This window comes from Streptomyces sp. R11 (genome assembly GCF_041051905.1).
GTDB lineage: Bacteria > Actinomycetota > Actinomycetes > Streptomycetales > Streptomycetaceae > Streptomyces.
This window is the reverse complement of the sequence record NZ_CP163432.1, coordinates 9,168,004-9,192,255: the sequence shown is the minus strand read 5'-3', so window position 1 is coordinate 9,192,255 and position 24,252 is coordinate 9,168,004. Positions and strand designations below refer to the sequence as shown.

The 24,252-nt window shown below is 66.4% G+C and carries 21 protein-coding genes and 5 pseudogenes; 13 read left to right on the top strand and 13 right to left on the bottom strand.

The genetic code is table 11. From position 1 onward, the window contains the following. The first annotated feature begins 39 nt into the window (after positions 1-39). Entirely contained in the window at positions 40-945 is a 906-nt protein-coding gene (locus AB5J55_RS42460) for a LysR family transcriptional regulator (protein ID WP_369275734.1), read from the top strand. A 153-nt stretch (positions 946-1,098) separates the two neighbouring features. Then, positions 1,099-1,296: a hypothetical protein gene (locus AB5J55_RS42455; RefSeq protein WP_369275733.1), complete on the top strand. Its 198-nt coding sequence runs from the start codon at positions 1,099-1,101 to the stop codon at positions 1,294-1,296. A 320-nt stretch (positions 1,297-1,616) separates the two neighbouring features. On the opposite strand, the gene AB5J55_RS42450 is transcribed toward AB5J55_RS42455, so the two are convergent. Beyond that, complete coding sequence (locus AB5J55_RS42450; protein WP_369275732.1) at positions 1,617-2,615, bottom strand: NADP-dependent oxidoreductase; 999 nt, start codon at positions 2,613-2,615, stop codon at positions 1,617-1,619. A gap of 122 nt (positions 2,616-2,737) precedes the next feature. Here AB5J55_RS42450 and AB5J55_RS42445 point away from each other — a divergent pair, with 122 nt between their 5' ends. Both AB5J55_RS42445 and AB5J55_RS42440 read left to right on the top strand, forming a co-directional pair. Further along, a complete protein-coding gene (locus AB5J55_RS42445; RefSeq protein ID WP_369275731.1) occupies positions 2,738-3,613 on the top strand; it encodes a LysR family transcriptional regulator in 876 nt (291 codons plus the stop codon). Between the two features lie 1,282 nt (positions 3,614-4,895). Then, on the top strand, positions 4,896-5,162 hold the full coding sequence (locus tag AB5J55_RS42440) for a hypothetical protein (protein ID WP_369275730.1): 267 nt from the start codon (positions 4,896-4,898) through the stop codon (positions 5,160-5,162). Here the strand turns inward: AB5J55_RS42440 and AB5J55_RS42435 are convergent. Next, a complete protein-coding gene (locus AB5J55_RS42435; protein ID WP_369276464.1) occupies positions 5,159-7,666 on the bottom strand; it encodes a SpoIIE family protein phosphatase in 2,508 nt (835 codons plus the stop codon). The genes AB5J55_RS42440 and AB5J55_RS42435 overlap by 4 nt on opposite strands. Positions 7,667-8,327: 661 nt before the next feature. Here AB5J55_RS42435 and AB5J55_RS42430 point away from each other — a divergent pair. From AB5J55_RS42430 to AB5J55_RS42415, 4 genes are all read left to right on the top strand, one after another. Beyond that, positions 8,328-8,552, top strand: coding sequence for a hypothetical protein (locus AB5J55_RS42430; RefSeq protein ID WP_369275729.1), 225 nt, complete (start codon positions 8,328-8,330; stop codon positions 8,550-8,552). 46 nt (positions 8,553-8,598) lie between these two features. Beyond that, complete coding sequence (locus tag AB5J55_RS42425) at positions 8,599-8,733, top strand: hypothetical protein (protein WP_369275728.1); 135 nt, start codon at positions 8,599-8,601, stop codon at positions 8,731-8,733. A gap of 279 nt (positions 8,734-9,012) precedes the next feature. Continuing rightward, on the top strand, positions 9,013-10,320 hold the full coding sequence (locus tag AB5J55_RS42420) for a phospholipase D-like domain-containing protein (RefSeq protein WP_369275727.1): 1,308 nt from the start codon (positions 9,013-9,015) through the stop codon (positions 10,318-10,320). Positions 10,321-10,796: 476 nt separating this feature from the next. Next, positions 10,797-11,264, top strand: a complete 468-nt coding sequence (locus AB5J55_RS42415; protein WP_369275726.1) for a hypothetical protein — start codon at positions 10,797-10,799, stop codon at positions 11,262-11,264. Positions 11,265-11,407: 143 nt separating this feature from the next. Here AB5J55_RS42415 and AB5J55_RS42410 read toward each other — a convergent pair whose 3' ends face one another. After that, positions 11,408-11,584: a hypothetical protein gene (locus AB5J55_RS42410; protein ID WP_369276500.1), complete on the bottom strand. Its 177-nt coding sequence runs from the start codon at positions 11,582-11,584 to the stop codon at positions 11,408-11,410. Between AB5J55_RS42410 and AB5J55_RS42405 the strand changes: the two are divergent. Together AB5J55_RS42405 and AB5J55_RS42400 are read left to right on the top strand one after the other, a co-directional pair. After that, positions 11,501-11,713 (top strand): annotated as a pseudogene (locus tag AB5J55_RS42405) (transposase); the annotation flags it as partial. The gene AB5J55_RS42410 and the pseudogene AB5J55_RS42405 overlap by 84 nt on opposite strands. 28 nt (positions 11,714-11,741) lie before the next feature. Continuing rightward, positions 11,742-11,903: a hypothetical protein gene (locus AB5J55_RS42400; protein WP_369276499.1), complete on the top strand. Its 162-nt coding sequence runs from the start codon at positions 11,742-11,744 to the stop codon at positions 11,901-11,903. Here AB5J55_RS42400 and AB5J55_RS42395 read toward each other — a convergent pair. The 6 genes and pseudogenes from AB5J55_RS42395 to AB5J55_RS42370 all read right to left on the bottom strand — a co-directional run bounded on the left by AB5J55_RS42395 (position 11,900) and on the right by AB5J55_RS42370 (position 16,631). Continuing rightward, positions 11,900-12,400: a hypothetical protein gene (locus AB5J55_RS42395; protein WP_369275725.1), complete on the bottom strand. Its 501-nt coding sequence runs from the start codon at positions 12,398-12,400 to the stop codon at positions 11,900-11,902. The two genes, AB5J55_RS42400 and AB5J55_RS42395, sit on opposite strands and share 4 nt — an antisense overlap. Positions 12,401-12,876: 476 nt before the next feature. Continuing rightward, positions 12,877-13,050 (bottom strand): annotated as a pseudogene (locus AB5J55_RS42390) (IS701 family transposase); the annotation flags it as partial. Between the two features lie 46 nt (positions 13,051-13,096). Further along, the gene (locus tag AB5J55_RS42385; protein WP_369275724.1) at positions 13,097-13,825 is read right to left on the bottom strand and encodes a hypothetical protein; all 729 of its coding nucleotides are present in this window, start codon (positions 13,823-13,825) and stop codon (positions 13,097-13,099) included. A 46-nt stretch (positions 13,826-13,871) separates the two neighbouring features. Continuing rightward, positions 13,872-14,057, bottom strand: a complete 186-nt coding sequence (locus AB5J55_RS42380) for a transposase (RefSeq protein WP_369275723.1) — start codon at positions 14,055-14,057, stop codon at positions 13,872-13,874. Further along, positions 14,054-15,478 carry an ISL3 family transposase gene (locus AB5J55_RS42375; protein ID WP_369276463.1) on the bottom strand — a complete coding sequence of 475 codons (1,425 nt, stop codon included), beginning with the start codon at positions 15,476-15,478 and terminating at the stop codon, positions 14,054-14,056. The genes AB5J55_RS42380 and AB5J55_RS42375 overlap by 4 nt, the downstream gene beginning before the upstream one ends. 83 nt (positions 15,479-15,561) lie before the next feature. Continuing rightward, positions 15,562-16,631: pseudogene (locus tag AB5J55_RS42370) on the bottom strand (IS701 family transposase). Positions 16,632-17,036: 405 nt separating this feature from the next. On the opposite strand from AB5J55_RS42370, the gene AB5J55_RS42365 reads away from it, so the two are divergent. The 3 genes and pseudogenes from AB5J55_RS42365 to AB5J55_RS42355 all read left to right on the top strand — a co-directional run bounded on the left by AB5J55_RS42365 (position 17,037) and on the right by AB5J55_RS42355 (position 20,511). Then, entirely contained in the window at positions 17,037-17,942 is a 906-nt protein-coding gene (locus AB5J55_RS42365) for an endonuclease/exonuclease/phosphatase family protein (protein WP_369276462.1), read from the top strand. A gap of 213 nt (positions 17,943-18,155) precedes the next feature. Beyond that, positions 18,156-18,302: pseudogene (locus tag AB5J55_RS42360) on the top strand (IS1380 family transposase); the annotation flags it as partial. A 145-nt stretch (positions 18,303-18,447) separates the two neighbouring features. Further along, positions 18,448-20,511, top strand: a complete 2,064-nt coding sequence (locus tag AB5J55_RS42355) for an NACHT domain-containing protein (protein WP_369275722.1) — start codon at positions 18,448-18,450, stop codon at positions 20,509-20,511. A gap of 8 nt (positions 20,512-20,519) precedes the next feature. Here AB5J55_RS42355 and AB5J55_RS42350 read toward each other — a convergent pair. The 4 genes and pseudogenes from AB5J55_RS42350 to AB5J55_RS42335 form a co-directional block, all read right to left on the bottom strand. Beyond that, a pseudogene (locus tag AB5J55_RS42350) lies at positions 20,520-21,055 on the bottom strand (transposase). Next, positions 21,052-21,591 carry a winged helix-turn-helix domain-containing protein gene (locus AB5J55_RS42345; RefSeq protein ID WP_369275721.1) on the bottom strand — a complete coding sequence of 180 codons (540 nt, stop codon included), beginning with the start codon at positions 21,589-21,591 and terminating at the stop codon, positions 21,052-21,054. The pseudogene AB5J55_RS42350 and the gene AB5J55_RS42345 overlap by 4 nt, the downstream one beginning before the upstream one ends. 1,336 nt (positions 21,592-22,927) lie before the next feature. After that, a complete protein-coding gene (locus AB5J55_RS42340; RefSeq protein ID WP_369275720.1) occupies positions 22,928-23,137 on the bottom strand; it encodes a hypothetical protein in 210 nt (69 codons plus the stop codon). Between the two features lie 643 nt (positions 23,138-23,780). Continuing rightward, positions 23,781-24,185, bottom strand: coding sequence for an ATP-binding protein (locus AB5J55_RS42335; RefSeq protein ID WP_369276461.1), 405 nt, complete (start codon positions 24,183-24,185; stop codon positions 23,781-23,783). Positions 24,186-24,252: the final 67 nt, after the last annotated feature.

Sequence of the window (24,252 nt, the reverse complement as noted above, 5' to 3'; positions counted from 1 at the left end):
GACTTCAAATGCATGTCAAGCACGGCTAGAATTACTCACATGCAATTGGATTTGAACCTGCTCACCGCGCTCGATGCGCTGCTGGAGGAGGGAAGTGTGGCCGGAGCGGCCGCGCGCCTGCACGTCACCGCCCCCGCGATGAGCCGGAGTCTGGGCCGAATCCGGCGCACGACCGGCGATCAGATCCTGGTACGCACCGGCCGCACGATGACCCCGACGCCGTATGCGATCGCCGTCCGTGAACAGGTGCACGAGCTGCTGCACCAGGTCCAGGGGGTGCTGGCGCCGAGCCGTGAACTCGATCTGGCAACGTTGGAGCGCACTTTCACACTCCGCTGGCACGATTCCCTGGTCACCTTGAGCGGCCCCGCATTGCTCGCGGCCGTGCGCGGACAGGCGCCGGGCGTGCGATTGCGCTTCGTCGCGGAATCGAGCATCGACACCCCCGAGTTGCGGCGCGGCGAGGTCGACCTGGAGGCGAACGCCAACCGCCCGAGCGCACCGGACATCCGTGCCGAGGACGTGGGCGAGACCCGCCTCGTCATCGTCGTGAGGCAGGGGCACCCCCTCACCCGCGTCAGGACCGTCACCGCAAGGCGGTACGCCGCCGCTGAGCACGTCACCGTCTCGCGACGTGGAAACCTCAGCAATGCCATCGACGACGCCCTCGCGCGGCTCGGCCTCACCCGCCGCGTGGTGGCGACCGCGCCTACGGAAGCGGCCGCGCTGGAGTTCGCGCGCGGCTCCGATCTCCTGATCAGCGTCCCCGAAGCCACCACGCGCTCAGCGGTCGCCGACCTCGGCCTGGTCGTGCTCCCCCTCCCGCTCGAACTGCCGTCGGCACCGATATACCTGTCGTGGCATCAGCGCTACGACACCGATCACGCCCACGCCTGGCTGCGCGGGCTGGCGCGAACCGCGCTGGCCATGGGCGGAGCGTCGTAGTCGGCGCCGTCCGGCCGCTTCACCCATACGTCCACGCGCCACCTTGATGCCGCACGGCCGGCCGCTAGGCGGACCCGCATCAGATCACCAGCCCCCGGCGGTAGGGGTACACGACCAACCTCAACGCGGTCGCGAAGCCCGAGTTTGCCGACAATGCAGGACACGAACGTCTTGACGGTCTCCTGGCTGCTGACGTTGAAGCAGATCGCCGCCGCGTTCGGCGACATGCTGAGCGCCCGCGCCGCTGCGGGGTCAATAGCCCCGCCCCAAAAGGCGTTGACCAGCGTCAGGGTGAGCTCGGCGATCCGCCACCCACCGTCGGAGTTGGACCGGCACAGGCCGAACGTGTAGACCCGGTCGAGATCATCTGGATGCTCTCGCCGGTGCTCCTCGTCTGCACCAAATAGGCCCGCACCCCAGCGGTGGCGGCGTCCGTCGTCGTGACCACGACATTGCCCAGGTGGTGCCGCGCCCTTCCGGTCTGGGCCGTGTGCCCGTCACGGATAAAGTCGAGCACCGCCTGGCGCGTCCGGCGACCGGGCCGAGCACTCCCTGTCCGGGCATCGTGAAGGTCCAGGTGGTGTCTTCGGTCAGGGCCGCCTCCAGCTCGGGCACATTCAGCTCGTCCAGAGCGTGGTCGTAGTTCGCCACCGCCTGCTGGAGTTCGGCGATCACGAGACCACCGTCAGCACGATCTTGCCCTGGAGATGGCCCTGCGCGGCCCGCGTGTGTGCGCTGCCCGCCTCGGGCAGCGGGTAGGTGCTGTCCACCCCGACCTGGAGCTTGCCCTCGTCGACCAGGCGCCCGATCTCGGCGAGCTGGGGGCCGTTGGAGCGCACCTGAATGTTCGAGACTGTGATGCCCAGACTCGCCGTCTCTTCCGGGTCGTACTGGGCGAAGAACACCGGAAGCATGGTGCCGCCGCGCTTGAGCACGCTCAGGAAGCGTGAGCTGTCCGGGCCACCGACGGTGTCGATCACCAGGTCGACACCGCTGACCACGTCCGCGGCCTGCGTCCTGGTGTAGTCGATGAACTCATCGGCGCCGAGCTGGCGCAGGAACTGCTCGTGCCGGCCCGAGGCCACCGCGATTACGTGTGCCCCCTTCCATTTCGCCAGCTGCACCGCGAAGTGGCCCACGCCACCGGCGGCCCCGTTGACCAGCACGGTCATCCCTGGCGTGATCGGCACCGGCTGGTGCACCTGGCCGGTGAAAGGAGACGGCACGTCGTGGCCGAGATCAACCAGGTACTGCCAGGCCGTAAGCACGGCCATCGGCGCCCCAGCCGCCTGCACGTGGTCGATACCGGCCGGCTTGTGAGCCAGGTCCGAAGCCGGCGCGGCCACATACTCGGCGTACGTCCGGCCGTCGAATCCGGGGAACCGCAGCATGCCGAAGACCTCGTCACCGACGGCGAACCCCAGCACGTCCGGAGCCACCGCCTGGACCACGCCCGACATGTCCGTTCCAGGGATCAGGGGGAACTCCAGCGCCGGCCTCATCTCGGCCGGCATGACCTTCATCCCCTCACGTAGGTACCAGTCCGGAGGGTTGATGCCTGCCGCGTGCACCCGGACGAGCACCTCGCCCGGGCCGATCTCGGGAACCGGCACTTCGTCATACTGCAAAACTTCCGGCCCGCCCGCTTCGTGGAACTGGATCGCCTTCATCGCGCCTGTCGCTTTCTCGGGGAAACGTTGCTCCTTCAGTCAAGGCTCAGGACGGCATGGCCGTCCAAGACCGGTTCGGCAACCTAATCATTCCGAAACGGCATGACGCCTACGCTGGAAGGGTGAACGATCTCGGACAGGACCTGGAACTGCGGCTGGTGCGCTACTTCACCGTGGTGGCGGCGCACCAGCACTTCGGACGGGCCGCCGCCAACTTGCACGTGGCCCAGCCGGCGCTGAGCCGCCAGATCCAACGGCTCGAGAAGTATCTCGGCACACGTCTGCTGGACCGCACACCCCAGGGCACCCGGCTCACTCCGGCCGGCCAGAGGTTCCTCCCCCGTGCCCAAGCCCTGCTGCAGGCCGCCCGCCAGGCCGAGCTGGCCGTGCGTGAACAAGCCGAGACCGAACGAATCGCCATCGGCTACGTTGAAGACTTGGTGATCACTGCCGCCGTACGGGAACTGCGCCGCCGTTACCCGGACGCCGAAATCGCCACCCGGTACCTGAGCTGCCGCGACGTCGGAGCGCTGTCCGACAAGCGCGTCGACGCCCTGATCGCGCGGACCCCGCTGCCGCTCGCCACCGACGACGTGTTCACCACGCCGCTGTACGAGGAGCCCCGGATGCTCGTGGTCCCGCGCGGCCATCCCTTGGCCGACCGCACGTCGGTGACTGCGGAAGAACTGGCCGGCGAAGAGACGGCGCCGTGCGCGTTCGAGACCGCGGACTGGACTTCCTACCGGATCCTCGGGGCCGGCGTGCCGCCGATCGAGAGCTACGAGGACAAGCTCGAACTCGTCGCGAGTGGCAGGGCGATCGCCGTGCTACCGGTCGGCGATCGGCGTAGCTCACTGCGTCCCAACCTCGTCACCGTCCCGGTCGAGGGCGCTCCCCCGAGCCAGGTCGTCCTGGTCAGCCGCAAGGGCGACCCGAATCCGATGATCAGGAATCTCCGGCTGGCGGCCAAGGCCGTCCTGACCGCCCAGGCAGCCTGACCGGGACCCGCTTGGCGCTGAACTGCCCCAAGCGGTGCTCACGCGCGCCGTGTTCGTCGAGCATCTGCCGGTATCGCTCGGGGTTAGGTGGTGCCGGCTCAGCGTCCGACCCTATGGAACGGCGATCAAGCACGCCGACTCGGCCAGGAACCGTTGCCGTATCGCGTGAGGGTGCAGGGAAGTTCAGATCCGACCAGGTCAACATTCGTCAGTGGCTGCGTCTGCGGGGCTGGCTTGAGGAGTCACGGGAATTCCGTGCCTGGCAGGAGCAGCTGCGTCTGAGCGTGGCTCAGTGGCAGGCCTCAGGCCACGACCCCGGCGCGCTGCTGCGCGGTGCTCCTCTGGAGATGTCCGTGGGGTGGTGTGCGGAACGCTCCACCGACATCAGCGCTGCCGAGCGGGAGTATGGGGAGGCGAGCCGCCGTCGCCAGCGCCGTGGCATCCGTCGATGGCGCACGGTAGCGGCGACAATCACCGTGCTCGCGCTGGTGGCAGGGGTGCTCACCGTGATCGCCTTTCGCGGCAATCAGGGGTTGCGCGAGCAACTGTGTGTGCGGGCCTCGCAGATCCTCGCGCGCGAGTCGGAGGAGCGGGGCGCGACGCCGGCGAACGTAGGAATCTCGCGCAAACCGGCAGTATGGCGGTTCGGCCTCCGGCCAGCCGAGCGCAGGTGGTCACCAGCGACGGAATCATCAGAATCTGGGATGTCATCGCGGGCGAGCTCGTACGCAAGCTCTCGGTGGGCCAGCTCTACGCAGACATCTTCCGGAGTGGGCCTGGAGCCCGGACGGGCAGCGACTGGTCCTACTCAACGAGCAGAACCAGCTGGTCTTCTGGGACGCTGATCTGGATACACGGATCGGTGAACCCGTCCCTGCGGCAAAGACCGACTCAATCCGCGCGTTCGCTGGCATCAACACACTGGTCACCGCGTCCGAAGGCAGGCTCCCTGGGGCGTCGTGCAGCTGCGTCCAGCAGGAGGATGCTCGCCGAGCTCCCTCTGCTGCATCAGACCCGGGGATGGCAACTGAAACACGCCTCCCTCATGGAGTACACAACCTTCAACGGATCGGTTTCGATCCCGCTCAGCTCGGATGCCTGGTTCCACGAGTTGTGCCATTCCGCCGGGCGTGACTTCACCGCCGCCGAACGGGTGCTCCTGCCCGACGGGGCGGACGAGAGCCGCCCATGCCCGTGTTGACGAACGGGGATCGTCAGGCAACAAGGGACGGCCTCCGCGGCGCCCTGCCGTAGGCCGCTTCGGTGGTGCAAGGTCTTGATCGTGCTGGAGCTGCCCGCAGCCCGCCGTGAGGTCCGCTCCGCGCAGCTGGTGCAGACGCTGCGTACGCCGGTCGCCCGGGACGACGACCAGGTGGCGGGCATCGCCGCCTCGGTAGCCGCCGCGACCTGCGATCCGTCAGCACCCCGCGACCTCACCGTGTTGACGTGCGCCGCCGATGTCGCCCTCTACGACGGCAAGCGCGCTCCGGCGCACTCATCAGGCCGCCGCCGCGCACGCTGGCCGCAGAAGAGTTCGGCGTCGGCCTAGCGTTGTGCCGAGTCAGTGAGAATGACACCGTGATCAGGTGTCACCTCGGCGCCGTGACCGGAACCGTACTCGGCGAGCAGCAGGGCGATGTCGTCAGTTCGGTACGAGGAGCCCCGGGCGTTGTGCAGAAGCCGGTCGGCGAGTTGGTTCAGTGAGTCCGCAGCGGCGTGAGCCAGTGATGCTCGCAGGCCGTCAATGCCCACGTTGATGTCGGCGCCGCGTTCCTCGACCAGTCCGTCGGTGTAGAGAGCGAGGACGGACCCTGGTGGGAGGTCGAACCGGGTTGCTGGATAGACGCTTGCGCGATCCACACCGAGGAGTGGGCCGATGTCCAGTTCAAGGGCGTTGGTCGTCGCGTCGGGACGGCGAAGCAAGGGTGGGGGGTGGCCGGCGGTGACGGCGTAGGCGTGATGGCTGTGGGGTTCGAGGTGGATGTAGCAGCAGCTGGCCAGCAGCCCGGGGTCGAGGTCGATGAGGGTTCGGTTGGCGCCCGCCATCACATCGCCAGGAGTATGGCCCACTGCTGCGAAGGCCCGTACGGCGCTGCGCAGCTGGGCCATGGTGGCTGCGGCGGCGACGCTGTGCCCCTCCACGTCTCCGATGACGAGACAGACCCCACTACCGGTGGGGATGACGTCGTACCAGTCGCCCCCGATGTCCATTCCGCTGGTGCCGGGCAGATAGCGCGCGACGGTGCGGATACCCGGGACTACTGGCAACCGGTGCGGCAGGAGCGCCTGCTGCAGGCCGTGCGCGAGGGCGAACTCCGCGTCGTAGAGCCGCGCTCGTTCCAGGGCCTGGGCGATCAGCCCGGCGAGTGCGGTGAGGACGCCGCGGTCCTTCGCCGTGAATCGGTGGATCTCGTCGAAGCCGAGGACGCAGGTGCCGACAGGGTGGCTGGAGGCGATCAGTGGCAGATACGCCCACGAGCTCACTTCGCCCGTGGGGATGCCCGGGTAGCCCTGGGAGAGGTCCTGCTGCGACTCGATGAAGAGTGGAGCGCCGGAGGTCAGGGTCTCCGTACCGGGCAGGCAGGCATGCAGCGGTACGCCCTCCAGCCAGTCGAGGAAGTCTTCGTGGTGGCCGGTGTGATAGAGCAGACGCATCGTTCCGTCGCGGACCACGTAGATCGCCAGCTGCTGGCCTCCAAAGGCGGGTAGGAGCTGGTCGGAGATGACTTCGCAGACTTCGCGGGCGGTGACCGCCTCGGTCAGCGCGCTGCCCAGCTGAAGGACGTGGTACATGACACCCAGACGCGCCGGTGTGGCAGCGGTTGCTGTCTCGGCCGAGGAGACGGATGGCGTTGAGGTGGAAGGTGGATGACCGGAGGGAACCACTCGGCCGGTTACTCCGTCCGCTTCCGGATGGAGGGAGAAGTCGAGCCACTGGTCGGGCGGTCGACAGGCCAGGAAGGAGACCGGCGCCTGCGAGATCATCGCGGACCGATGCCGGTACTCGACATCGGGATCGGACAGCCACGGCAGCACGTCCCAGAGGAACTGGCCCAGCAACGCGTCTCCGCGCACGCCCAGCAGCTTCAGGGCACTGTGGTTGGCATAGGCCACCCGCCCGTCGGGGGCTAGGGAGAACACCCCGTCCCGCAGCCGTTCGACCGCGGCGACGGCCGCGCTGCCGGCCTGCGCGTCGACGACCGTGCCGAACAGATGGGTGCGTGCCCGCGCGTCGTTGGCCCCCGGTGCGCGGCTCCACAACTCGACCGTGCGGTACCCCGCGCCGCCGTCCCTGCGATCCCGTATGCGCAGGCGCCGCGATGTGATCCGGCCCCCGGCAGCTGCCGCACGGGCGGCCGCTCGAACGGCGGCTCGGTCGCCGGGGTGCAAGCAGGAAGCCAGCGTTTCGGCTCGTCCGTCAAAAGCACGGGGGGCGAAACCGAAGATCGCGCAGAGCTCGTCGTCCACGGTGACGGTGCCGTTCACGAGGTCCCAGTCGAACAGGCCGACCCTCACGGCCGGTGCCGACGGAGATGGGGTCTCGACGGGAATCGTCTGCGGGTCGCACTCAACAGGATCGCCGGTACGGGCGCGGAGATCGGCAAGGGAGGCACCGAGCCGTTTGGCGATGGTCCGCACGCGACGGCGCTGCGCCCTGGACAGCCCTTCGCCGCCTGGTGACGCCGCCCAGACGATCGCTAGCGCACCGAAGGTCTCCTCACCTGAGCCCACCGGCACGGAGCAGGAGCCAAAGGCGTACGGCAGAGCTACCGCCAGCTGAGGAAACCGGCGCATCGTCTCGTCGGCGCCACTCAGGTGGACCGTGCGCCCAGAGCTATAGGCTGCGGCGACCGGAATGGGACTGCTCACCGGAATGAGGTGCCAGCCACCGAGCAGCGAAGGCGGCACACCGCACGTCGCGGCGAGCACGATCGACCGACGGTCGCGGGACTGGAGAAAGACACTCCCGGCATACGCGCCGGTTCCTTCAACGGCTTCGACGACGGCTGCAGCGAGCAGATCCTCACGCTCCGCCATCCCGCCGGCGAGCATTTCGTGCACAGTTCCAGTGTGCGCGCGTCGGTCCACCGGCCCAAGCCCCAACCCAGCGAGACGCATCGATCACACCTCGCAGGGCCCGTCGCCGCGATCCGGCTATGGCTACGCCTGGGATCCCCGGCCAACCCCGGCAAGATCGCATACCGGCGACGGCCACCTGCCCAGACACAAAACCACAGGCCCATACCAAGAGCTACTGAGCGTCACCGATGCTCATGATCACCCGGATCTGCTCCGACGGTGCTCATGATCCGCCGACAGCGCTCACCGAATCGCGGATCCCTCCACAACCGCTGCCTCGATCATCGAGGGTAGCGACGGGAGCCAGAATCTGGCCTCGAAACCAGCCTTCGAGGGATACGAGCCTGGTGGTGCGCCCTGCCTATACGACTGCGGCAAGAACGCAGTCATAGCGCTTCAACCAAATCGCCCCCCTGCATCCCTCGGTACGGCATGGGGGTGGAGCGATGTCGTTGGAACCCGACCTGTACGCGGGTACCGGGGTGAGCCCGCTCAACCCGATGAGTCCCTGGCGCCGCCGCTGCGTCGCCTGCCGCGGCCTGGGCGCTCCGGTTGGTGGGCATCAGGCATCTACCAGCATGGGCGGCCTGACTGAACGGCTCCCTATCTACCCCTTCCGCGCGCTGGCGCTCGCTTGGTCGTCCCCGCCTGCCTGGGCCTGCGCACGGCCGACATCCTGACCGGCCTGCCCCGCCTCTATGCCGGCCCCGTACTTCTGGACAGTAGGCGGGAGCAGGTCAGCTTCTTCCTGCCGCCCGGCCCCGCAGCCACTTGGGTCGGGCACGACATCCGCTACGTCACCCGGGGCGGGTGGATCGCCACTCCCGGCCCGCACTGCCGCTGGGGAGACCTGCGCTGACTCTCGCCGCCCCGACGGAAACGGCCCCCTCAACCCACCCGAGGCCATGGAACTGGCGCTGCACCAGGCCATGGGCGATCTGGCCCGTGCGCACGGCATCCTGCACCATTCCCCCGCCGAAGCGCTCACGCGCCACCACCCGCGGCGTCCCGCGAACCAGGCTGCCTACCCGCCTGCGTGATGACCACCGGCGTCTGGAGACCGGGCCATCCGGACTGTGCGATCTGAGTGGCTGGAACGTCGGCCCGGCCACCGACCGCATCAGCCTGGTGATCACTTCTCACTCGTAGAGCTCACTCAGTACTCCGAAATGCCTAGCCTTGGGTGGCTTTTCGGCTCGCTGGGGCACAGTGATCTCGCCGCTTCCGTGGTCTGCGCGCCCGCCTCCTGTCCCTCGCCAGCCGACTGCGGGTGTCACTGCCGCCGGCATCGCCCGTTGCCCACCTTCAGGAAAGCGAAGATGATGCCCCGTCCAACTGCACGCCCGCTTCCGGCCCGATGTCTGTGCACCCTGCCGACCACGGCCGCCGCCGTCCTGTCCATGGTGGCCGCCCTGCTCCTCGGCAGTGCCACGCCCGCCGCCGCGCAGACCAAGCCGGTCGTCAACGGGCCCGTATTTAACGACCCGCTGGGCACCGCGGCACAGCAGAAGGCGATCTTCACCCAGCTCGTACGGCTGATCGACGCGACGCCGGCCGGGGCGACGATCCGCGGTGCGATGTACGAGTTCAACGACCAGGAGGTCGCGAACGCGCTGCTCGCCGCCCATCGGCGCGGTGTCAACGTCCGGCTCATCGTCGACGACTCGACCTACGTGGACGGCGCCGGCGGCCCCGAGTACACCAACGTGCCCTACCAGACCCTCAGGGCAGGGCTGGGAACCAATGACGCCGCCCGCTCCTGGATCGTCGTGTGCGACGACCGCTTCGAGGACCCTGACGGCGTCGACGACGTCCGGCGTGGCTGCCTGGCCGTGGCCCCGCCCCAACCGGCGTACAACCACAACAAGTTCTTCACCTTCTCCAGAATCGGACCCTTCGACGACAGCACCAGCTACTCGAGGGTCGTCTTCCAGACCTCCTCGAACCTCTCTGACTGGTACAAGGTCGAATCCTTCAACGACGCCGTCACTTTCGTGAGCAGCGCGGTGTACGACGGGTACGCCTCGTACCACGAGCAGCTCCGCCGCGGGCGCACCCTGGCACGCGGCAACAACAACGCGTACTTCTCCACGCCGACCGGCTCGACCTACCGAGGGTTCTTCTTCCCCCGTGGGGACAGCTCGTACAACAACCCGGCCACCGACACCGTCGTCAACGTGCTCGACGAAATCAGCTGCGCCTACACGGGCGCGGACGGGCTGGCCCACCGAACCGCCGTCCGCATCGTGACGCACAGCTTCCTCGGCTCCCGCCGCCAGGTCGCCGACAAGCTGGCCCAGCTGCGTGGCAGAGGCTGCTGGATCGACCTCATCTACACCGAGACCGACAGCACGATCACAAGCCGACTGAACGCCGCCGGCATCCAGCACCGCAGATGCCGCATTCCCAACGGCCCTGGCATCGACGTGCGCCCGCACAACAAGCAGATGCTGATCGACGGCTACTACAACGGCGCCATCACAGCGCGCGTCTACACGGGCAGTGCCAACCTGACCGGGTCGTCTGCGCGCTCGGCCGACGAGGCGATCGTGCGGATCACCAGCGCGTCCTACCACGCGCGGTACCTGAGCACCTTCTACAGGATTCGCTCCGCCTGCGGCGGCTGAAAAGCGGGAGAACCGGACGGGCTGCATCGCGGCACGATCTCTGGCGACACCGACTTCGGACATGGACCTGACAGCGGCAGCCAACACGTCTCAGGCCGCTGGAAAGAGCATTCGAGCGGTACGAGGATGCTGAGTTCGCGAGCCTGGCCCCCTGGCGCCAGATCCCGAGCCGACTCACTGCGGCCACTTCTGCTTCACAGTGCCGGGATTCTCTTCATAGAGTCACGGGACCATCCCCACCAAGCGCTGCAAAACAGCAGGTCACAGCATTCCGTCGGTAGCCCTGGGGTTGAGTCACATCGGAAGACCAGCGCTGGACCCGCCGAGTGCCCGAAAACGCTAGCCTGCCAGCACAACGGAACGCTCCGGCCAGTGAACCGGGGAGGTCGCGATCAAGGGGGAAGGCGCCGATGGCAGAAGGGTCCGGCGGGGGCGCGGGCGGCCGGTGGGGTCCAGTGGTCGGGGCAGCGGCATCGGTGCTCGCGATCGTCGCCTGGCTCGGTGCGGGGGACCTGCAAGAGTTCAAGGAGTGGGTGACCTCTCACGGATCGTCTCCGACCAGCACCGCCCCGCCGACGGCACCCGCCCCGCAGCTCACGCCGCCCGTTGCACAGCCCGCGCCGACCGAGACGACTGAGCCGACATCCGGGAAAGACCCCGGCTGCACGGCGGGCTTTGCCGCTGTCAGTGCCGCGACCGCTGCTCTGGAAGGGGACGTGACCCACTCTCAGATCCGGGGAGTCGCGTCCTCCTTCGGCGACGCCGCGGACGTCGCCGACGCTGTCGATGTCAGGTCGCCGCTCATGGCTATGGCCGTGGACCTGCGTCTCTTCGCCGACGCTCGCGAAGCCGGGAACTCCGATGCCACCACAAGCACCCGCAAACAGTTCTCGAAAGACCTGGATCGCTTCGCCACGGCTTGCGGCGTAGAACCGCCCGACTGAGCAGAGCCAACCGTTCATGTCTGGCGCGGTACGGGCCAGGGTGGCCTCGGGGTCGCGGGTGCCGACGTCATACGCCCGGACCTGGTTGGTGACCAGGGAGCCGGCCACCCTCTGCATGTCCGGCCAGTGCCTGATCACCTTGCTCAGGTTGACCCGGTTTGCGGGCGATGGCCTCCAGCGGCCATGTCCCTCTCCACCCCGAGCAGCGACGTCGCCACCGGCGAGGTCATCACCGCCTGCACCGCCGACACCGGGCAGCGGAGTTCAAGAAGTTCCTGGTCAGGATCGACAAGGAAGTTCCCGCACATCTCCAGATCCACCTGATCTGCGACAACTACGGCACCCACAAGACCCCTGCGATCAGGACGTGGCTGGCCAAACACCCCCGGTTCCACATGCACTTCACCCCGACCGGCTCCTCCTGGATCAACCAGGTCGAGCGGTGGTTCGGCTTCCTCGCCGGCCAGAAGATCCGTCGTGGCGCACAACAAGAACGTTCAGGTCCTCGAAGCCGACATCCGCGCATGGGTCAAGGACTGGAACGAAGACCCCAAGCCGATCATCTGGACCAAGACAGCTGAAGAAATCCTCGACTCCCTCGCTCACTTCCGCCGACGGATCTCTGGCGCAAGACGCTAGGCGCAGACCTGCCAGCCGTGCCCGGCCGTGACCTCGTCGGCCGTGATTCCGAGCGGCAGCGTCTCCGTGTGCCGGCCGTCGGCCCGCACGACCTCGGCCTGCAAAATACCGGCAGTGCGTCCGTCGAGCTCCACCCCATAGATCGTGCGGGTCGCGCCACCGGCCTCGATGACGCGGACCCTTCTCACGACGAGGCGCTCGTCACCACAGGAGAGGGACCGAACGGTCTCTCTGTCGGCCGCGATGATGAGCCCGTACGCACTCCGGGCGCTGTACACATCCCCTTCGTGGAGACGGTCCAGCGCCGGCGCGGGGCTGATGACGTCGTCGGGCTTCGTCGAACACGACGACGCGCTGGCCGTCCCGGAGTAAAACACGGCGCAGTAGCGCGCGTCGGTCGTCATCCAGAAGAACACCGTGCCCTTGGCACCCACGCTCACCAGACTCAAGCCCGCACGGTCGGGGGCGTCGTCACCCTTGGCGATCTCGCTGAGCACACTCTGACGGTGCCGCTCCACTTGCGCCTGCCGCGACTTCTGCGACGGCGAGGCGGGAGCCTGCCGCTGCGGCGATGCGGACTTGCTGTCGCGAGGCTCGGCGGAGCGCGCACCTCCTGCACACGAAGCGAGCGCGGCCGAAGCGATCACGGCCACAGCCGCCGCAGCGCCCCTCGCCCAAGGACGTCCCATCACGCCAACCCCCACCCGGCCCCGGCCCCGTAAATCCAGGTCAGCATACGGTCGCGGGCCGCGAGGCGGAGAGGAGTACGCAGCGTTGGGGGATACACAGCGTTGGAGGAGTACGCGGCATTGGTGGCATACGCAGCAGGGCGGCACGCGATGCGCGGGTACCGCCCTCCCGCGACCGAAGTGCGCGAGTCCTACCGGCAAAGGAAATCCTCGACTCCCTCGCTCACTTCTGCCGACGGATCTCTGGCACAGGACACTAGTACTCCAGCCGTAGATGGCGATCTTCATGCGTTTTGGGCTGTTTGTCGTTGATAGTGGCTGTCGCGGGCGCGGGCTTGGTGACGCCGTCGCCAGTGGGACCAGCGGAGCCGGTGGGCTGCGCCGTGGACAGGCTGGACCGCCAGGGCGGTGAACAGATGCTGGACCTCGTTGCAGGTCATCGGGATCAGTTGGTCGGGTTGATACGGATCGCGAGTTTTGGCTCTGTCCGCAGTTCCGTGAAGCTCAGTGGTCGGCAGACATGAGGTCAGTCCTCTGCGCGTAGCTTTCCAGAGGCTCCGCTGATGCCCACCAAGACCTGTAGTAGTCCCTGAAGGAGTTGACGGCTTCAGCCGTCTCCAGGCTGTGTCCGCTCATGAAAGATCCATCCGCGGTCAGGAGCAACAGGACCGCAGTGTCATCAATGATCGCCATATTGACGGCGTCGACACCGCTGTTGGTGGTCACCACGCGGGCGTGGTAGTTGGCAAGACCGTGCATCTCTTCGTAGTGCTCTCGCAGCCATAAGCGCATGGCGCTCTTGCCGGGCTCCTGGGCAGGGACACCGATGATGCGGTGGAATGACGCGCCGGGGTTGCGCCGGGTCCAGTCGGCCGCGGCCCTGAAGTACTGCTGTGCGGCCGGGGATTGGAAACTCGGCGGCGGCGTGTTGCGCACGTAGCTCGTGTAGACATGGCGCTCGGCGGTGCGTACGAGACGGGCGAACGACAGAAAGAATTCGTCGCTGGTGCGGTAGTGCGTGGAAGCTGTAGGGGCCTGATGATCACGGATCTCAATAACGGCTGATAGCAGGACATAGAGCACGGCGTAGATGAGGGGTATCTGCCACTTCACGTCCCACGCGAAGAGGTTTGCGACGATCGACCCGCCGATCACAAACAGGAGAGCAAGCAGCAACAACTTCTGCTCAACAGATTGCAGATTGACCACCCGTCGCACCTGCTCCACCCCCATTGCGCCAGTGCACCGTGCCTGTGAGCAGGCAGGTGGCGCTTCGTGTCTACCCCTCAAGCTGAGTCAGGATGCGGGTCCGGAGAAGCTCGAACGAGGTTCGGCCGTACATATCTCGCTTCAGTGTTTTCACCCGGTTTACGTGCCCCTCGACGACTCCGGAGCTCCAGGGCAGGGTCAGGCCGGCGGTCACCGCGTCGAGGTCCTGACGGAGGAAGCCGGCGAAGCCCTTCATGGGCTTCGGTGCGTCCTGCTCGGCCTGCCGGATCCACTCCAGCACAGGTAGCGCTGGTGACGGACCAGATCGGCGAACGCCCGAGCGAGATCACAGGCCCGAGTGATGTCCGGGCGGGCGAGCCGGACTTGAAGGAGTCGCTCGTCCTGGCTTTCGGTGAGCGTCTCCCGAGGTCGCATGATCCACGAGGTGATCTTGCGAGGGCTCGGAATGTCGGCCCGGACCGGTTCGGCGGTGCCCGCACGAAGGGCGGCGAGGTGTTTGCGGACGACCTGGCGGCTGCCGCGGTAGCCGCGAGCCTGGATCTCCAGGAACAGCCGGGTGCCGCTGACCTGGCCTTGCGCTTCGATGAACCGGGTGTTGAGATACGCCTTGAACGGCTCCGGGACGCCGTTGGGGCGGCGCTCGCGAGCGGAGGCCGGCAGCTCGTCGAGGTCGGTGTCGCGGAAGCGGCGCACGGTCTTGCGGTCGAGGTTCAGACGGCGGGCGATGGCGCTGATCGTCCAGCGTTTCTCCAGCAGGCGGTGGATGTCCTCGTAGCGGTGGCGGGTGCGTTCGATGATCTGGGTGCGGGGCAATTCCGCGGGCGGTAACAGCATCGGGGGAGGCTCTGCCATCTCGGTCACCGTCTCCTCCTCGGCACGTTTGCGCAGGCAGTCGCGGTGCTGGTGGCAGGTCTTCTCCAACGCGGCGGACAGGTTCTGCAGCAGGTGCCAGCGATCAGCGACTTCCAGGGCGTGAGGAGCGGCTTCCTTGACCGCCTTGGTGTAGGCGGTGGCGCGGTCTCGGCAGATGATCTCGGCTCCAGGGTGCTCGGTGAGCCCTGCCGCGAACGTCTCGGAGGTGCGGTCGGGCAGTACGTCCACGACCCGGCCGGCCGCGACGTCGACCTGCACGGTGCCGTAGGTGCAGCCCTTGCGGAAGGCGAACTCATCGACCCCCAGCACCCGCGGCGCACGGTCCGGCACCGTCGGCGCCGTCAACAGCCTGAGCAGCCGGGTCCGGCCCGCGACCAGCCGGAGACGGCGGCACAGCCGCGCGGTCGGACGGCCGCCCAGCTCCACCGCGATCGACCGAAGCCACCCTGTCAGCCCGGTGCTGGAGCGGCGGTGCCGCTCGGACAGGCCCGGCACCTGCTCGACGAACGTCTTGCGGAAACAGTTCTTCCGATCACAGAAGTACCGGCGGACCCGCAGCCGGACTATGACCCGGCGAGTCCCCAACGGCCTTTCATGCAGGGTTCGTTGATACGCGCTATGTATGCGACTGGCCTGTTTCCGACAGTCCGGGCATCGGCCTGGGCGAGCGGTGGACACGGCCTCACCACGAGGATGTCGGAGGAGTCGATGACGCGCTCCACTCGCACATCGATCCCGGGAAACAGCACAGCCTCGACCGTCTTGCTCGCCATGCCAGGACATACTCTGCCGAAACGATCCCTCGCTCATCTCGCTGACCTGGGGATTCACGGAACTGCGGACAGAGCCCAGTTCAAAGAGCGCCATCAGGGTGTTGGATGGCGGGCGTGTTCGTCGGCGCGGACGACGGCGAGGAAGGCGTGCGCGAGCATGGCGAGGGTGACCCAACGGTGCCAGGAGGTCCACCGTCTGACCTGGTGCTCGTCCAGTCCTGCCAGGCCCTTGCCGGACTGGAAGGTTTCTTCCACCCGCCATCGTGATCCCGCGACTCGTACCAGCGTAGCCAGCGGCACCGGATTGGGTGAGTAGCAGCGGTGGAAGGCGAGTTCACCGGTGCGACGGTTGCGTCGGATGAGCAGGTGGTGGTGACCGGGCTGTGCGCTGGGCAGGTCGGCTACCGCCCAGTCGTAGAACCGCTGTCCCTTGGCTCCGGCGACTGCGGAGCGTTGCTGCCAGGCGTGCTTGGGCAGCTTCCGAGCCAGGGTGTCGGCCCGGAACTTCCCGGCCTTGGTGGGCAGCTGGTGGTCGCGGGCGACAGCGAGAACGTAGCCGGTCTGGCGGGCTTCAAGGGCGGCGCGGAGGTGGGGGTTGGCGCCGTAGACCTCATCGCCGGTGACCCAGGCGGCCTGGACGCCGGCGTCCAGGGCACGCGTGATCATTGCGGTGGCCAGGGCGGCTTTGGGCGGCGAAGGTTACCTCGTCGGGTATCCCGGCCCCCCGGCAGCGGTCCACATCTTCGGTCCATGAACGCGGGACGTACAACTCCCGGTCGATCGCTGCGTGTCCGGCGCGGGAGGCGTAGACGAGGTAGACGGCGACCTGGGAGTTCTCGATCTGCCCGCGGTGCCGGTGTACTGGCGTTGCACGCCCACCGTGGCTGTGCCCTTCTTCAGGTCGCCGGTCTCGTCGACGACCAGGACGGCGTGGGTGTCGCCGAGGTGTTCCACCACGTATCCGCGTAGTCGTCACGGACTGCGTCAGCATCCCACTTGGCTCGCGCCAGCAGGTGCTGCAGGCCGTAGGGGGTGGCGTGTCCGGCATGCTCGGCGATGGTCCAGCAGTTCTTGCTCGGCAGGCCGGACAGCAGTCCCAGGACGAGCGAGCGTGCCCGGCGCCGTGGTTCGGCCCGCGCGAAGCGGCTCGCGATCCGGCTCATCAAGCCCTCGAACATATCCAGCCAGTGAGCCGGGTCTACGCGGTGGCCTGCGGCCATCGCCTGATCTTCGTTTGTCCACACACCCACCGATGATCACCGGTGGCCGCACCTGTCTCCCCACTCGCCATCGGCTCCGGCAGCACCACGGTGTCACCAGCTGTGGCTCCATTCCGATCTCCTGGGCCTCACGGATGTGTGCCGTCACACCTGCGCAAACAGAACCTGATTCACCAGGTGGCTCGTCCTGCAGGGCAAGAGCAAGGGCAAAGGGCGGGCGGATGGGAAGCCATGGGTGAGCGGAGCAGCGGTGCGACGCGTGGGATGAAGACGACAACATCCCGCAGGACAAGGTGGTGGGCCGTGGGCGGGAACGCAAAGGGCCGGCCGCCCTGGACGCGGGAACGAGTGCTCGCCGCGCTGGCGACGCTGACAGCACTGCTGCTGGCGTTCCATCGGCTGGTGCCGAACTCCCCGGGACACCTGGGCAGTCTGCTGGAATCGTTCCTGCCCTGGTACGGCCTGATGATCGCAGTGCTGCTCGGCCTGGCGCTCCTGCGCCGCTCGGTGCTCGCGCTGGCGGCCCTCACCCTGCCGGTGGCGGCCTGGACGTACCTTTTCGGAGGGCTGCTGCTGCCCGGGGCGAAGCCCGGGGCGCACGACCTGGTGGTGGTACAGCACAACGTCAGCGACGAGAACACCGATCCCGCGGGCACGGTCCGCGCCCTGGCCGATGCCGAGCCTGACCTCATCGGCCTGGAGGAGCTGGTGCCCGCGGCGCTGCCGATCTACGAAAGAACCCTCGCCCCGCGCTACCGGTACCGCGCGGTGGTGGGCACCGTCGGACTCTGGTCCAAATACCCCCTCACCGACGTCCAGCAGCTGCACATCAAACCCGCTGGGATCACGGAGCCCTGGAGCCGCGGGCTACGGGCGGTCATCCACACCCAGCACCGTGAGATCGCGGTGTACGTCGCGCACCTGCCCTCAGTCCGCGTCCACCCGTCCGGCCTCGCCTTGTCCTGGCGCGACGAAAGCGCCGGCCTGCTGGGCAAGGCCATCGCCACCGACAAATCGCACACAGTGATACTCCTCGGCGACCTCAACAGCACGGCCGACGACCGTGGGCTGAACCCACTGACCTCACAGATGAACGTGCCGGCACGGGGTTTCGCCTTCAGCTTCCCCGCCGCCTTCCCACTGGCCCGGATCGACCAGATCATGGCTCGCTCGGCAACCGTCGGTCCCATCCGTGCCCTGCCCGCTACCGGCAGCGATCATCTCCCGGTCATAGCGCGAATCACACTGGGCTGAGGGAATCTTCTCCGGGCAACAAGCCTGCGCATGTGACAACTGCCATGCATCGGCTGAACCAGCCAGCTCATCATCTACGGCTGGAGTACTAGCCTCGGACTTTCACGTGGGCGGGCGACCGAGGCGTTATCGGAAATGCAAGAGTGCTCCTGACCAGTAACGATGGGACCTGTTTAGGGTTCAGGTCGCCGCGTGGAAGGGAGCACTCCGCAGGTGAAGTAGCATAGCGGGTCCTACCCGCGTGTCCGCGTCGAGAGCCGGTGCCAGGCCGTAGTCTCCCAGGCCGGGGGCGTTCTGTTGGTCGAGACCATTCGCGAGACCAGGCTGGACACGTTGATATCGGCGGCGCTCGCGCCGTGGGGAAGACTCGGGCAGTCGCAGGGCCGTCAGTGCCGCGTCGCGCTGGTAGCGCCCCTGATGGTCGGCGAGAAGTGGCAGGGCAGGCGCCTACTTGGGTTCCTGTAAGCCACTGACTCAAGCACAACTCCTGCGGGATGATGACGTCATGGCTCGACGACGTATCGTGCTGGCGGTCGGCTTGGTCGCCCTGGGTGGTGCTCTTATCTGGCTGGGGGTTCACTTTGCGAAAGCTGGCTGGGATGCCTCCGACAAGCAATCGAGCGTAATTGGTGGATTTTCTGGATTAGGGGGGCTGATACTTACAGCATACGGCATATGGCAAGCCACTAGGCAGCAGCTTCCGCTTTCGATGGAAGATTTGACTCGTTACCTAGCCGATGGCGTCCAGAGGGAATGGAGCGTCGAGGTACAGCTACGTCAACTGCATGGGGCGCCTTGGATTTCAGTCTCCTGGAATCCGGATATGACACCTCAACAGTGGACGGACTTGCTATCCGTTACCCCTGGTGCAGTGAATTGCTCATCCGGCTCCACACCGGATGTGCAGACGTTGGCTGGGGAGCATAATATCATTGAGGTTCTCAATAGGATTCCCGGCCGTCAGCTGGTACTTTTGGGCGAGCGCGGCTCGGGTAAGACGACGCTCTTGATACGGCTCCTGCTCGATCTTCTCGAGGAGCGCGAATCGGGTGCCGCGGTACCGGTGCTCATGTCGCTGGCTTCCTGGGATCCGAATAAAAAAGACCTAAAATCCTGGATTGCATCGGAGCTTGCACGCGAACACCCGCTATTGGGCATTGCTGATCGGCAACGGAACGTGCGCTCTTACTATTACTCCCGCGCCCGAGCACTCCTCGATCAGAACCTGGTGATTCCGCTGCTTGACGGCTTTGATGAACTGCCGCCAGGTCTTTACATGGAAACGCTTGAAGAAATCAGCAAGGCGCGACTGCCGGGCCTGGTGCTCGTCAGTCGGTCTAGTGAGTTCGAACTGACTGTGCAGGCAGCCCAAGGAGTTATTCCACTCGCCAGCGCTCCTCGGATTTACGTAGACCCTGTGGAGCATACAAAAGCGGCTGATTATCTAAAATTTGGAATGCCACCAGGTCGATGGGAGCCGATTTTCCCTCACCTAGCCAGCGACGGGCCGTTGGCTCGGTCCCTGAAGACACCGCTCCACCTATTCTTAGCCAGAACCATCTACACGCCGCGTGGCCACGAAGGGCCGGTTCCGAGCGAGCTTCTGGATGGCGAGCGATTCCGAGACGAGAATGACATCTGTGCGCATTTGTTCGACGGGTACATCGATTCCGTATACGGATACAGTGCTGATTCTACGAGCAGGTGGACCGTGAAGCAGGCTCGTCGTACTCTTTCCTTCCTCGCCCGTAAATTGCAGGCTACCGGAGAAGGTAGAGATATTAGATGGTGGCAGATCAGAAAGTGGTGTAACCCGCTAATTCCGGGGCTGATAGTCGGACCGGTAGTCGGCGTCGGGGCTGGTCTCGCTTTCGGGATTCCGGCTGGCCTTGGGTTTCTCCAAGAGGAACTCGGCTATGATTCCGGAATTTCTGAAGGCTTACGGGCAGGAATTCCTACCGGCGGACTCGTGGCGCTCTTTGTCACGTTCTTGGCCGGAGGCACTATCGCTCTCCGGGAGGATCCGGCAATCGCATTGCGCTGGTCACCTATCAAATTGGTTGGACTGATGTCCGTAGGAATGCTTCTGGGTGTTACGTTGCAATCAATGGGTGCCGTTTTCCAGCTAGGGCTTCTCCTTGGGCTGGCATTATTCGCCCCCAGTGCCATAGGGCGAGGAGTCGCAACTGTCGGCGCAATCCTCACATCATCCGTGGGGCCCAACCGAATCCTCGCACAAGACCGGCGCACTTTCTTGATGATCACCACCATTGTCGGTCTGGTTAGCGGCCTGCCGCTCTTCCTTCTCATGATGAGCGGGGGCATGGGAGGGGCACTGTTTTTCGCCGGCCTCTTGGGTTTGTTCAACGGATTGAGGGTCGGCCTGAAGGCGACCGCATGGCTTCCCTTTCTTGCAGTTCGTTTCTACTTTGCCTTGCGCGGTCATGTCCCCCACAACCTGATGGCCTTCCTTGCAGATGCCCACAGGCGGGGCATTTTGCGTCAAGTCGGCACTGTTTATCAGTTCCGTCACATCGACTTGCAACGCCACCTTGCCCAGAACTACTGAGCTTGAACTCATGATGTCGTTGGGGTGAGTGACAGTCCGGTCCCGGCGAGGCATCCGTCGATGAGGTGAGGGCGGTACTGGATTTTCCTCATCCCGTGGCGGATGGTCTGGATGAGGTGCTCGGGGGTGGTGAAGGCTGTGTTGGACAGCCAGCCGCGCCGCAGCAGGGACCAGATACCCTCGACCGGGTTGAGGTCAGGTGCGTAGGAGGGCAGCTGGTAGACGGTTAGCCACTCTTGCCGGCGATGAACTGCCGCATCCCGTAGGCGAGATGGACGTTGAGGTTGTCCCAGACGAGCACGATCGGCCCGCCGAGCTGCTGATGCGCGGTGATGAGCAAGTCGCGGTAGTCGGTCCAGGCGAAGCTCTTGCGTCCGTCGCGTCGGCCGTCGTCACGCCGCGGCCGGTAGATCAGCCGGGAGCGTTCACCAGGCTTGTAGCAGGTCAGGGCAGCGATGGAGATCCGGCGGCGAGAACGGCCGCGAACCCGGATTACTGGGGTGTGGCCACGTCTGGCCCAGGTGCGGGCGGTCGGCGGCGTCATCGAGAAGCCGGACTCGTCTTCGAAGACGATCCAGGCGTCGAGCGCCGCCGCGGTCCTTCCACCTGCGGCCAGGTCTCCTTCACCCAGCCGCAGATCGCCTCCTCGTCGCGTTCGACGGCTCTCCTTGCCGGGATCTGGCAGGAGAAGCCGTGCCGGATCAGCAGCTTGCGCACCCCTTGCAGGGTGTAGCTCTTGTGGAACCGACGGCCGATCACCGTCTTGACCCGCGACAGCGTCCACCGCTGATCCAGCCAGCCGTGTACAACCGGCCCCTTGGCCAACTCCGCCTCCAGCTGCACGAACTGGGCCTCACTCAGCCGCGGTGGCGAGGCCGAACCCGCCGACCGAAGCGCCCGAGGACCGCCCTTGTCCCAGGCCCGCCGCCACCGTTGCACCGACCGGACGCTGACCCGTAACTCCTTCGCGATCGCCGAACTCGGCTCACCTGCAACGAACCGCTCGGCCGCCCTCAACCGGATCCCCTCGCGGAACTGCCGGCGCTCGGCCGACAGACCGCCGCCCTGCGCATACCTCATAGGAGGCGTACCGCGAGGATCAAGCTCTGTCAGCGGCTACGACAACCCGAGTTCAAGGTCAGTAGGAGCACAACTGTAGGACGAGGCGGGTCACGCGGAGGCGAAGCGCCGCTTCAGCAGACGCGGTTTCGGCAGCTGGCCGCGGCCCGGTCCCAGTTGGAGTAGGCGGTCATGGGCCACCTTGCAGCCACGCGTGAGGCGTATGCATGAGGGTATGTGTGCGGTGCGGCGTAAGTGTGTCGCGGAGGCGACCGGACGGCTTGGCCGCGTGTGTCCGACAGTTGGGGCTGTTCGGGCACGCTGCGTCGGCCCGGGACGCTGAGGCGAAACGGGCCGACGCTCTGCCAGCGACGCCCTTCTGCGATCGAACGCAGCCGGGTTCACACCACGCAGAGCACCGCCCGAGGGCGAGCAGCGTTGCGTGCGCCTGCTCGCCGATCTCTTCAACGCGCCGGGCAATACCCAACATGTTCCTGGTCCTCGCACTGCGCATCATCGGGCATCTCTCCACGGCAGGGACGGGCCTGGGGAGGTCGCATCCTGAACGCCTTCCAGACAACACTCCTGCCCACACGCGACCGACAGCCGTGCAGGCATGGCAGCCCGGACAAAGAGGTGGATCGGCTGCGGTCGGGAGACTTCGGACGGCTGGAGTTGCTGCCGTACGCGGCCTGTACTGCCGCGATGGCCCGCTCGTAGGTGTCGGCCTGCATGTCGATGAGCAGCTGGACCCCTTCTCCCCCGAATCCATCCCGGCTCCTGCTCCGCTCCGCATCCGTCCCACAACGGCGATACCGAAGACGGCGCGGTGGAAGTCGCGCGCAGCGGCGCGCACCTCATCGACGCCGTCCCCACTGCGACCAGCCGGAGCCGCCGCCAGCGCGGCCTCCACTGGTTTTACAGTGCGCGCGGGCGTACCCCGGATTCTCGCCGTGCCGGACGGCCACCAGGTCATCACCCCCAACCGGCGATGTCTCGCCCTACACCTGGGCGCCAGCGTGAGCGTCGCACTACACGTCAATCGCGCACACCGTTGTACCGGCAGGCCGAGGGCTCCACCACCACGGAGTGACCTGCTGTCAGCGCTGGACGCCAACGAGCGGGGTACCTGAGTGCTGTCGTCCGCACAACTGCGGGTCCTCACCAAGGCCGTGGACGTCCGCTACGCGCTGCTGCCGGCGGCGGCCCGGCAGCACCCGGACTTCGACGCCGAGATCTGGGCCGCCCGAGGTGGGCACAGCCGACAGCCTCATCCCCTCACTCAGCTCATTAAGAGAATCTCAGCCGACAAAGGCTCCAGGTGTCGCCATGACCGCTCCCCGGACCAACGTATCGGTCATCGCGTTCCATCGCCGCTTGAGGACGGGGGGTGATGATCATCCGACGTCAGACCGTGATCAGAGTGGGAGCGGCGGGCTTCATCAACGACACGGCGCCATGAACGGATCACATCAGGAATCTGGTCGAGCAAGCCCTTGAAGGCGAACAAAAAGGCCGATACAACGCCAGCAACGCCCAGAACTGCCAGGACAATCTGCTGCTCCACGCTCGGGTCCCTCCCGTGGACGGAGGAAGGCCGAGCTGAGTGCAACCGCATGCAGAGTGGCAGGTGTCTCAGGTCGACCATCCTCAAGACGGATGATCAACTGAGGCCCTGCCGACGTACAGGCCGCGTGTGAAGTTGTCGCGATTGACGCAGCGCCAACTTCCGTGGCAACCACGCCCGAAAGGGACGTCGGACCCATTCCCGTCGCAGCCAGTCCAGCTGGCCGTGCCCTGCCGACTCTAGCCGCAGGTTCCCCCTGCTGTCTGCTCTGCCGCCGCCATCGGTCCAGACGAGAGCACCGGCACGAAGCTGCGCCCCAGATCAAGCGATCACACCCACGCACCTTCGCCCCTCACACACGACACGCGCAGGTCGCCACCCTGTCCAGGACGCCAGCGAGCACGGCCTCATCCCCCTGGAACTCGATCGAAACGCTGTTCCTCGAGCGCGGACTGGCCGTCCACATGGGCCGCGTCAACTCCCGCCGGCGGCTGCGCATCGCGCAGGCCTTCGGATACACCAGCTGCGACGGCACCTACCTGGCCTTCGGGCTCTTCACCCAACCTCCTCTGTCTCCTGGCCTGTGTCGGCGGTCTCTCAGAATGAACCCGTTGGTGGTCAGTGAACTCTGACCCCCGGTCCGTCAGTTGATGTTGGTCATTCGCCGGTGTCGGCGGCGGGAACCCCGGCCGAGGTCGCGGCTGCGCATGCGGTGGCTGTCGCCTTTGAGTGAGTTGACCTCGGCTTGGTGGACGAGGCGGTCGATCATAGCGGCGGCGACGGTGTCGTCGCCGAAGACCTCGACCCAGCGTCCGAAGGGTCTATCGCTAGTCACGATCACGGAGGCGCGTTCGTAGCGGCCCGCGATGAACTGGAAGAACAGGTTCGCGGCCTCGGATTCGAAGGGGATGTAGCCGACCTCGTCGACCACGATCAGCGGGATCCGGCCGAGCCTGTAGGCCGCAGTGTTCTCCGCGAGTCCCCCGCACGACCTCGTCGCGACCTTCGCCCGTTCGCTGGCCTCTCCCGATGCGGTGCTGCGCCACATCCTGCCCGTCGACGGCGAGGCGAGCTCTCCCTCCGCCTCATCGTCTGAACTTCCGGCGGCCGACCCC

What these genes read in the sequence shown, in the direction of transcription:
- AB5J55_RS42335 (WP_369276461.1), bottom strand. Translation starts at nt 24,185, where the DNA reads ATGTGGCGCAGCACCGCATCGGGAGAGGCCAGCGAACGGGCGAAGGTC.
- AB5J55_RS42375 (WP_369276463.1), bottom strand. Translation starts at nt 15,478, where the DNA reads ATGTCCTGGCATGGCGAGCAAGACGGTCGAGGCTGTGCTGTTTCCCGG.
- AB5J55_RS42345 (WP_369275721.1), bottom strand. Translation starts at nt 21,591, where the DNA reads ATGAGGTATGCGCAGGGCGGCGGTCTGTCGGCCGAGCGCCGGCAGTTC.
- AB5J55_RS42455 (WP_369275733.1), top strand. Translation starts at nt 1,099, where the DNA reads ATGCAGGACACGAACGTCTTGACGGTCTCCTGGCTGCTGACGTTGAAG.
- AB5J55_RS42385 (WP_369275724.1), bottom strand. Translation starts at nt 13,825, where the DNA reads ATGGGGGTGGAGCAGGTGCGACGGGTGGTCAATCTGCAATCTGTTGAG.
- AB5J55_RS42425 (WP_369275728.1), top strand. Translation starts at nt 8,599, where the DNA reads ATGGAACTGGCGCTGCACCAGGCCATGGGCGATCTGGCCCGTGCGCAC.
- AB5J55_RS42460 (WP_369275734.1), top strand. Translation starts at nt 40, where the DNA reads ATGCAATTGGATTTGAACCTGCTCACCGCGCTCGATGCGCTGCTGGAG.
- AB5J55_RS42435 (WP_369276464.1), bottom strand. Translation starts at nt 7,666, where the DNA reads ATGCTCGCCGGCGGGATGGCGGAGCGTGAGGATCTGCTCGCTGCAGCC.
- AB5J55_RS42450 (WP_369275732.1), bottom strand. Translation starts at nt 2,615, where the DNA reads ATGAAGGCGATCCAGTTCCACGAAGCGGGCGGGCCGGAAGTTTTGCAG.
- AB5J55_RS42355 (WP_369275722.1), top strand. Translation starts at nt 18,448, where the DNA reads ATGGCTCGACGACGTATCGTGCTGGCGGTCGGCTTGGTCGCCCTGGGT.
- AB5J55_RS42420 (WP_369275727.1), top strand. Translation starts at nt 9,013, where the DNA reads ATGATGCCCCGTCCAACTGCACGCCCGCTTCCGGCCCGATGTCTGTGC.
- AB5J55_RS42380 (WP_369275723.1), bottom strand. Translation starts at nt 14,057, where the DNA reads ATGAAGGGCTTCGCCGGCTTCCTCCGTCAGGACCTCGACGCGGTGACC.